This window comes from Stenotrophomonas maltophilia group sp. Smal17 (assembly GCF_030237045.1).
Classification (GTDB): Bacteria; Pseudomonadota; Gammaproteobacteria; order Xanthomonadales; family Xanthomonadaceae; genus Stenotrophomonas; species Stenotrophomonas forensis.
This window is the reverse complement of sequence record NZ_JASJSU010000121.1, coordinates 1-7761: the sequence shown is the minus strand read 5'-3', so window position 1 is coordinate 7761 and position 7761 is coordinate 1. Positions and strand designations below refer to the sequence as shown.

General features: G+C 67.0%; 7 protein-coding genes. 2 read left to right on the top strand and 5 right to left on the bottom strand.

Annotated elements, in window-relative coordinates; translation table 11 throughout:
• Positions 1–22 precede the first annotated feature (22 nt).
• From QRO93_RS19900 to QRO93_RS19880, 5 genes are all read right to left on the bottom strand, one after another.
• A complete protein-coding gene (locus QRO93_RS19900) occupies positions 23–634 on the bottom strand; it encodes a glutathione S-transferase N-terminal domain-containing protein (RefSeq protein ID WP_004154511.1) in 612 nt (203 codons plus the stop codon).
• 84 nt (positions 635–718) lie between these two features.
• The gene (locus QRO93_RS19895; RefSeq protein ID WP_004154513.1) at positions 719–1177 is read right to left on the bottom strand and encodes a cell wall hydrolase; all 459 of its coding nucleotides are present in this window, start codon (positions 1175–1177) and stop codon (positions 719–721) included.
• Between the two features lie 296 nt (positions 1178–1473).
• Complete coding sequence (locus tag QRO93_RS19890; protein WP_164088040.1) at positions 1474–3504, bottom strand: NADPH-dependent 2,4-dienoyl-CoA reductase; 2031 nt, start codon at positions 3502–3504, stop codon at positions 1474–1476.
• A 311-nt stretch (positions 3505–3815) separates the two neighbouring features.
• Positions 3816–4448 carry a YitT family protein gene (locus QRO93_RS19885; RefSeq protein WP_053448890.1) on the bottom strand — a complete coding sequence of 211 codons (633 nt, stop codon included), beginning with the start codon at positions 4446–4448 and terminating at the stop codon, positions 3816–3818.
• Positions 4449–4558: 110 nt separating this feature from the next.
• Positions 4559–5578, bottom strand: a complete 1020-nt coding sequence (locus QRO93_RS19880; RefSeq protein ID WP_164088039.1) for a zinc-binding alcohol dehydrogenase family protein — start codon at positions 5576–5578, stop codon at positions 4559–4561.
• Between the two features lie 357 nt (positions 5579–5935).
• On the opposite strand from QRO93_RS19880, the gene QRO93_RS19875 reads away from it, so the two are divergent.
• Positions 5936–7024 (top strand): OmpA family protein, encoded by a 1089-nt coding sequence (locus QRO93_RS19875; protein ID WP_053448892.1) that lies wholly within the window; start codon positions 5936–5938, stop codon positions 7022–7024.
• A 218-nt stretch (positions 7025–7242) separates the two neighbouring features.
• Positions 7243–7749: a hypothetical protein gene (locus QRO93_RS19870; RefSeq protein WP_053448893.1), complete on the top strand. Its 507-nt coding sequence runs from the start codon at positions 7243–7245 to the stop codon at positions 7747–7749.
• The last annotated feature ends 12 nt before the right edge of the window (positions 7750–7761 follow it).

The window sequence follows — 7761 nt, the reverse complement described above, 5'->3', positions numbered from 1 at the left end:
GGGGCTCCACCCTCATACAGGGTCAGGCCAGGCCCTCTGCCTTCAGTGCGGCCTGCACGCCGGCGTCGGCGTCCATGCGCGCCTTGTAGGCGGCCAGGTTGTCCAGGCCGGACAGGTCGACCTTGGTGCCAGCGGCCCAGCGCAGGGTGATGTAGAAGTACGGATCGGCGTAACTGCGGAAACCGGCCAGCCACGGCTTGTCTGCCAGCTGCTTGTCAGCGGTTTCGAACAGGCCACGCAGGCGCTTGTGTGCAGCGGCGCGGATGGCGTCGAACTGGCTTTCGTCGGCGATGAACTTGCCCGGTGCGAACAGCGGCGAGAAGGCCGGATGCACGTCCGAATTGACGAAGGCCAGCCAGCGGGTGGCTTCGGCGCGCTGGCGCGGGCTGCCGTCACCACCGAGGCCGGCCTGCGGGTAGCTGTCGGCGATATAGCCCATGATGGCGGCGTTCTGCAGCAGCACGAAGTCGCCGTCGACCAGCGCGGGTACCGCACCGGCCGGATTGATCTTGAGGAATTCCGGACCCTTCAGGGTGTCCTTGTTCAGCAGTTCAACCTCGAACGGCTGGCCGGTCCACTGCAGGGCGATGTGGTCGGCGGTGGAACAGGCACCGGGCTTGCTGTACAGCTTCATGGGAACTCCAGGTGATGCGGGCGGGAAGCGCCCACTATCCCAGAGCCTGCCGGCGGGCGGCAACGCTGCCGCCAGCACGGATCGTTACGACTGCCGTGGCTTGAGGTTCTGCACCTTATAGAAGGTGTGATCGCCGATGGTGGCCACCTGGTAGGCGTTGCGCCAGTTCGGGCTGGCGATCGACAGCGCGGCGAAGTGGCTGGCACCGGGCACGATCTCGCGGCGCTCGCCGGCCGGCAGTGCCCAGTTGCGCTCTGCGTCGAAAGCGACGTTCATCGCCTCGCTCCACGCGGCGTCATTGCCCAGCTGGGTGCCGGGGGAGACGATGGTCGGTGCGAACTGCTTGCGCGCGGTGACCACCTGGCACATCGAGTCGCCCCACAGGCCACTGTCGAGGCGGCGCAGGGCGACCTCGGCGACGGCCTGCTGGCCGCGCAGGGTCTGGTCGCGGGCTTCCAGGTACACGGTGGTGCTCAAACACAATGAATCAGCGGCCGGCTGCGGCAACAACTGCGACAGCCAGAGAATCCAGGCCAGTTTCATATAACTCCTTGCTCCGTATGGGCCGCACCTCTCGGTTCCCGCAGCGGGGGCTGCGGGCCGGGGTACGACTTGGCGTCATGGGGAGGCGGCCATCGGGGCCGCCCCGTGGGCGGCCCCAAAAGAAACGATCAATACCGATCGAGGGGGCCGCGCCGGCTCACCGGAAACTGGCTGGTGAGCGGAAAGATGGCGCAAGGTAGGGGGGTATAGCCGAACGCATCATGAATCATCCGGCTTGACATTCAGGTTCGGCAGGGGTGACGAAAATCACATTCCGCCCCCCATTCAGGCACGCATCAGAGCGCGGCGGCAACCCGGCTGCCCTGGTCGATGGCCCGTTTCGCATCCAATTCGGCGGCCACGTCGGCGCCGCCAATCAGCTGTGCGCTGATGCCGGCGGCCTGCAGTTCGGCCTGCAGTGCGCGGTTCGGCTCCTGCCCGGCGCAGATCACCACATGGTCGACCGGCAGCAGCTGCTCGCTGCCTTCGACGCGGATGCGCAGGCCCTCGTCGTCCACGCCGAGGTACTCGACGCCACCCAGCATGCGTACGCCCTTGGCTTTCAACGTGGCGCGGTGGATCCAGCCGGTGGTCTTGCCCAGCCGCGCCCCCGGTTTGCCGGCGCTCCGCTGCAGCAGCCAGAGGCGGCGTGGCGACGCTTCCACCTGTGGCGTGGCCAGCGCGCCGCGGGCCTCGAAGGTGGCATCCACGCCCCATTCGGCCATCCAGTGCTGCGGGTCCAGCGATGGCGACGGGCCGGCATGGCTGAGGAACTCGCCGACATCGAAGCCGATGCCGCCGGCGCCGATGATCGCCGCGTTGGCACCTACCTCGACCCGGCCCAGCAGCACGTCCAGGTAGCTGACCACCTTGGCGTGGTCGGCACCGGGGAAGTCGACCTTGCGCGGGGTGATGCCGGTGGCCAGCACCACCTCGTCGAAGCCGGCCAGCTGCGCAGCGTCGGCACGGGTGCCCAGGCGCAGCTGCACCCCGGTTTCGGTCAGTTTGTGCCGGAAGTAGCGCAGGGTCTCGTAGAACTCTTCCTTGCCCGGAATACGCTTGGCCACGTTGAACTGGCCGCCGATCTCCTCGTGGGCATCGAACAGGGTGACCTGATGGCCGCGTTCGGCGGCGACGGTGGCACAGGCCAGCCCGGCCGGGCCAGCACCGACCACGGCCACCTTCTTCGGCGTGGTGGTCGGGCGGTAGACCAGCTCGGTCTCGTGGGCCGCACGCGGGTTGACCAGGCAGCTGGCCAGCTTGTTCTCGAACACGTGGTCCAGGCAGGCCTGGTTGCAGGCGATGCAGGTGTTGATCGCCTCGGCGCGGCCGGCGCGGGCCTTGTTGGCCCAGTGCGGGTCGGCCAGCAGTGGGCGCGCCAGCGACACCATGTCCGCACCGCCATCGGCCAGGATGCGTTCGGCCACTTCGGGCATGTTGATGCGGTTGGTGGCCACCAGCGGCAGCGTCACGTGCGGCTTGAGCTTGGCGGTGACGCCGGCAAAGGCCGCACGCGGCACCGAAGTGGCAATGGTTGGAATGCGCGCTTCATGCCAGCCGATGCCGGAATTGATGATCGTCGCGCCTGCGGCCTCGATGGCCTGTGCCTGCTGCACGATCTCCTGCCAGTTGCTGCCGTCCTCGACCAGATCCACCAGCGACAGGCGGTAGATGATGATGAAGTCCGGACCGCAGGCTTCACGGATGCGGCGCACGATCTCCACCGCGAAGCGCATGCGCTGGCTGGCGTCGCCGCCCCAGCGGTCACTGCGCGTGTTGGTGCGCGGCGCGATGAACTCGTTGATGAGGTAGCCCTCCGAGCCCATCACTTCCACGCCGTCGTAGCCGGCCTCGCGGGCCAGCTTCGCGCTGCGCGCGTAGTCGCTGATATGCCGTTCGACGCCGCTGGCCGACAGCGCGCGCGGCGTGAACGGGTTGATCGGTGCCTTCAGCTTCGACGGTGCCACCGACAACGGGTGGTAGGCATAACGGCCGGCGTGCAGCAGCTGCAGGCAGATCTTCGCGCCGTGCTGGTGCGCGGCGGCGGTGAGCTGCCGATGCGGGCGCACCTCCCAGGGCCAGGACAGCTTGCCGCCGAACGGCTTCAGCCAGCCGACCACGTTCGGTGCGAAACCACCGGTGACGATCAGCCCGACGCCGCCTTCGGCGCGTTCGGCGAAGTAGGCCGCCAGCCGCGGGAAGTCGCGCGCGCGATCCTCCAGGCCGGTGTGCATCGAACCCATCAGTACGCGGTTGCGCAGCTGGGTGAAGCCCAGGTCCAGCGGGGTGAACAGGTGGGGATAGGCGCTTTCGTTGGCTGGCGACATGGTCGATACGCTTGCGTACGGAAGCGCGCAGCGTGCCGCGAAACGGCGGCCGGGGCAAGGGTTGCTTCGCTGGGTCGTGCCGGCCGCTGGCCGGGAACGCTCGGCACATGCGTGCTGTCGCTCCCGCAATTCGCTGCGCGAACCGCGGGCCCCACTTACCGGCCTCCACGCCCCCGCGCCTGCGGCGCTGCCCCCGAACTCCGGGGGCGGTAGTGCCGGCCGCTGGCCGGGTACGCTCGGCACATGCGTGCTGTCGCTCCCGCAATTCGCTGCGCGAACCGCGGGCCCCACTTACCGGCCTCCCGATCAGCTCAGGGCGATTGCGGTTGCCGGCCAGCGGTCGGCACGACCGGGGCGGGCCGGCCGATGCCGAACCAGCCCAGCGTTACTCCGCACAGCGGACCGATCAGCAGGGCGAAGGCCAGGGTGCCGAGGCCGACGTTGCCGCCCAGCCACCAGCCCAGCAGCAGCACGCTGCCCTCGATCAGGCTGCGCACCTTCCAGATCGGCCAGCCGGTGCGGGCGTGCAGGCCGGTCATCAGGCCATCGCGCGGGCCCGGGCCGAGCTTGGCGCCGATGTACAGGCCGGTGGCCAGGGCGACCAGCAGCATGCCGGCGCAGAACATCGCCAGCTGCCAGCCGAGGCCGACGGCAGGCGGCAGCAGCCACAGCCCGAACTGCGCGGACGGGCCGATCAGCAGCACGTTGAGCACGGTGCCGACGCCCGGCTTCTGCCGCAGTGGCCACCACAGCAGCAACACCAGAGCACCGATCACGTTGGTGGCGAGGCCGAACGAAAGCGGGGTCTGTGCGGCGATACCCTGTGACAGCACGTCCCATGGCGCGACTCCGATCGCGGCACGGATCATCAATGAGGCGCCGAAGCCGTACAGGAACAGGCCGACGATCAGTTGCAGCAGGCGCAGGGGCAGGGCGGTGGGCATGACGGGGCTCGGGGTGGAGGATCTGTTTCCACCGTAAGCTCGATTCAGCCGCTTCCATAGATACAGATGACGGCCAATCCGACCGCACAGGTGGATGCGCCGCGCCGGCGTCAGTCGTCCCAGCCTGCCAGCGCCAGCTTGCCCACCGTGCGGCCGCTGGCCAGGCGTTGATGCGCGCTGTCCAGGTTGGCTGCATTTATCCTGCCCAGCGTTTCGCTGAGGGTGCCGCGCAGCTGGCCGGCGTCGATCATGCTGGCCGCGCGGCTGAGAATCCGGTGCTGTTCGATGCGGTCGGCGGTGCCGAAGCGCGAGCGCGCGAACATGAATTCCCAGTGGATGCCGATGCACTTGGCCTTGTAGGGATCGCCGATGCGCAGCGCGCCGCGCGGTTCGACGATCAGGCCGACATGGCCCTGCGGTGCCAGCAGCTGGCCCAGCTCATCCCAGTAGTGGTCGGTGTCGGCCAGGTTGAGCGCGACCTGTACCGCATCGATGCCCAGCGCCTGCAACTGCGGGAGCAGCGCATGCCGATGGTCGATCACATGCTGGGCTCCCATCTGCCGGCACCAGTCAACCGAGGTTTCGCGGGACGCTGTGGCGATCACCTCGAAGCCTGCGTGGCGGGCCAGCTGGATCGCCATCGAGCCGACGCCGCCTGCGCCGCCGATCACCAGCAGGTGCTGGCCGGCATGACGGCGGTCATCCAACTGCAATGGCATGCGCTGGAACAGCAACTCCCAGGCGGTGAGCGTGGTCAGTGGCAGGGCCGCGGCTTCGGCGAAATCCAGCGTGGTCGGTTTGCGTGCGACCAGGCGTTCATCCACCCACTGGTACTGGGCGTTGCAGCCCGGGCGAGTGACATCGCCTGCGTAGTAGACCTCGTCACCGGAGGCGAACAGGCTGGCCTCGTCACCGATCGCCTCGACCACGCCAGCGGCATCCCAGCCGAGTACACGGGGCGTTGCGAGCGTGGCCGGATCGGTGGCGGCACGCTGCTTGCCGTCGACAGGGTTGACCGAGACCGCTTCGACCCGGACCAGCAGATCGCGGCCACTCGGAGGCAGCGGTGGTGGCAGGCGGACATCGCACAGGGAAGGGGCGGATTCACGACTCAGGGCGACGGCTTTCATCTCGGCTCCGGCTGGGTTCGTGGTCCCATCATAAGGTTCCTCACCTTTCCGCAAGTGCGCTGAAGGCTGTCGAGCACCGGGTTGGGCAGCATGTCGTTTTTGCCACTTAAACCTCGTCAAACCCTTGCAGCGCGCGGGTCTTGCGGATTTTCATCATCCTGTATAGGGTTTCAACGTCGGACCGGTGGAGGGTCGGGCGCGATATTTCACATGTTACGGGACTGTTAACATGACCTTCACCCGCCTGAGCATAATGTTCGCGGCGGTGGCGTGCTGAATCGGCTGTCGAACATCGACGCACTAGTGCTGGCCCATGCCTCTACCGGTTTCATACCCCCGAAATAGGAGCTGTACTCAATGAACAAGAAGATCCTTACTGCCGCGCTGCTGGGTGGTCTGGCTTTCGCCCAGGCTGCGTCGGCGCAGGAGTTCGATGACCGCTGGTACCTGACCGGTTCGGCCGGCTTCAACTTCCAGGACAACGACCGTCTGACCAATGACGCTCCGTTCGTGACCCTGGGCCTGGGTAAGTTCATCAGCCCGAACTGGTCGCTGGACGGTGAGCTGAACTATCAGAACCCGAACTTCGATTCGAACAAGGACCAGAACTGGTCGCAGTACGGCGTCTCGCTGGACATGCGTCGCCACTTCATCAAGGAAGGCCGTGGCTGGAACCCGTACATCCTGGGTGGCCTGGGCTACCAGAAGTCGGAAGAGACCTACCCGCTGAGCGCCGCTGGCCCGGGCAAGCGCAAGGACGGCAACCTCGCCGCCAAGGTCGGCGTCGGCCTGCAGACCACCTTCGAGAAGCGCGTTGCCGTGCGCGCCGAAGTGGCCTACCGCGCTGACTTCGACGACCAGAGCATCGCTGCACGCGACGAAAGCTGGTTCGGTGACGTGCTGGCTTCGGTCGGCGTCGTGATCCCGCTGGGCCCGGCTCCGGTCGCGGCTGCTCCGGCTCCGGCTCCGGTTGCCCCGAGCTGCGCCGACCTGGACGACGACGGTGACGGCGTCAACAACTGCGACGACAAGTGCCCGAACTCGCAGCCGGGTCAGACCATCGGTCCGGACGGTTGCCCGGTGCCGGTCTCCATCGACCTGAAGGGCGTCAACTTCGACTTCGACAAGTCGAACCTGCGTCCGGACGCCGTGGCGATCCTGAGCGAAGCCACCGAGATCCTGAAGCGTTACCCGGATCTGCGCGTTGAAGTTGCCGGTCACACCGACTCGAAGGGTACCGACGCTTACAACCAGAAGCTGTCGGAGCGTCGCGCCACCGCCGTGTACAACTACCTGACCAAGAACGGCGTTGACGCCGGTCGCCTGGTCGGCCCGATCGGCTACGGCGAGAGCCGTCCGATTGCTCCGAACACCAACCCGGATGGTTCGGATAACCCGGAAGGTCGCGCCAAGAACCGTCGTACCGAGCTGAACGTCCAGAACTAAGTTCTGACGCTCTGCCAGTAAGACACAGCAGGACCCGGCTTCGGCCGGGTCTTGTTGTTTCTGCGGCCCGGAATTCGGCGTTTGCCGGGGGAAGATGACCGTTCGTCGGCATTTTGTTCGTAAAACCAATGAGTTGCCGTATTCATTGAAAGTGGCGCTTGAAAGATGACGTGGCATTGCTAAACTCGCCGCGTCACTTCCTTCCGTGGATGTCCCTCATGCTGCGCTCTGCATCGGCCGCCGTCCTGGCACTGGCCCTGGTTCCCGCCGCCCACGCTGCGGTCGATTGCTCGGTCAACACCAGCGCCGCGCCGCTGCCGTTGCCGGCCACGACCATCGCGCCGGTGGCCGATGAGCTGTACATCCGCGGCAACCAGCTGGGCATGCCCGCCGGCGTGCTGAGCGGCAACTACGATCCGTCGCAGTCGCTGGACCAGGTGCTGCAGCGACTGCGCATCGATGGCTGCCAGAACATCGCCAAGGCCATTCCGAGCGCGCCGGCGGTGAAGCCCAACGATCCGGCCGCCTACAAGCCGCAGACCGAGTTCGACAACACGCCGTGGCGCTTCGACATGAGCCAGAACGGCAAGCGCATGACCGCCGAAGAATTCGACGCCTGGATGAAGGCGCGCGGCGTGCGCGTGGTCAAGGCGCGTCCGGCTCCGGCCGCCACCCCGGCTGCGGCCGAAGCACCGGCTGAGACCAAGCCGGTCGACAAGAAGTAAGCGCCGCGGGGA